Source organism: Rhodococcus ruber (genome assembly GCF_027270735.1).
Classification (GTDB): domain Bacteria; phylum Actinomycetota; class Actinomycetes; order Mycobacteriales; family Mycobacteriaceae; genus Rhodococcoides; species Rhodococcoides rubrum_A.
Window position 1 is genome coordinate 1 of sequence record NZ_JAPWIJ010000033.1, and the last position, 955, is coordinate 955.

Annotated in this window: 1 rRNA gene; it reads left to right on the plus strand. The window is 56.3% G+C overall.

Going from position 1 to position 955, the window contains the following annotated elements:
• Window positions 1-955: ribosomal RNA gene (locus O4220_RS27695) — 23S ribosomal RNA — on the plus strand; the annotation flags it as partial.

Sequence of the window (955 nt, forward strand, 5' to 3'; positions counted from 1 at the left end):
GCTGGTGATGGCGTGCCTTTTGAAGAATGAGCCTGCGAGTTAGTGGCATGTCGCGAGGTTAACCCGTGTGGGGTAGCCGTAGCGAAAGCGAGTCCGAATAGGGCGTATCCACGTTTGTGGTGTAGTGGCGTGTTCTAGACCCGAAGCGGAGTGATCTACCCATGGCCAGGTTGAAGCGACGGTAAGACGTCGTGGAGGACCGAACCCACTTAGGTTGAAAACTGAGGGGATGAGTTGTGGGTAGGGGTGAAAGGCCAATCAAACTCCGTGATAGCTGGTTCTCCCCGAAATGCATTTAGGTGCAGCGTCACGTGTTTCTCACCGGAGGTAGAGCTACTGGATGGTCTAGGGGGCCTACAAGCTTACCGAAATCAGCCAAACTCCGAATGCCGGTGAGTGAGAGCGTGGCAGTGAGACTGCGGGCGATAAGGTTCGTAGTCGAGAGGGAAACAGCCCAGATCGCCAGCTAAGGTCCCTAAGCGTGTACTAAGTGGAAAAGGATGTGGGGTCGCGAAGACAACCAGGAGGTTGGCTTAGAAGCAGCCACCCTTGAAAGAGTGCGTAATAGCTCACTGGTCAAGTGATCCTGCGCCGACAATGTAGCGGGGCTCAAGTACACCACCGAAGCTGCGGCACTCACACAATAGCCCCATTCAGGTCTGCGGATCTGTGTGCAGGTGTGTGGGTGGGTAGGGGAGCGTCGTGCAGCCATGGAAGCATCGGAGTGATCCAGGTGTGGAGGCTGCGCGAGTGAGAATGCAGGCATGAGTAGCGAAAGACGAGTGAGAAACTCGTCCGCCGAATGACCAAGGGTTCCTGGGCCAGGTTAATCCGCCCAGGGTGAGTCGGGACCTAAGACGAGGCCGACAGGCGTAGCCGATGGACAACGGGTTGATATTCCCGTACCCGTGTAACCGCGCCCATGGTGAATCAGTGACACTAACCACCCTGAATC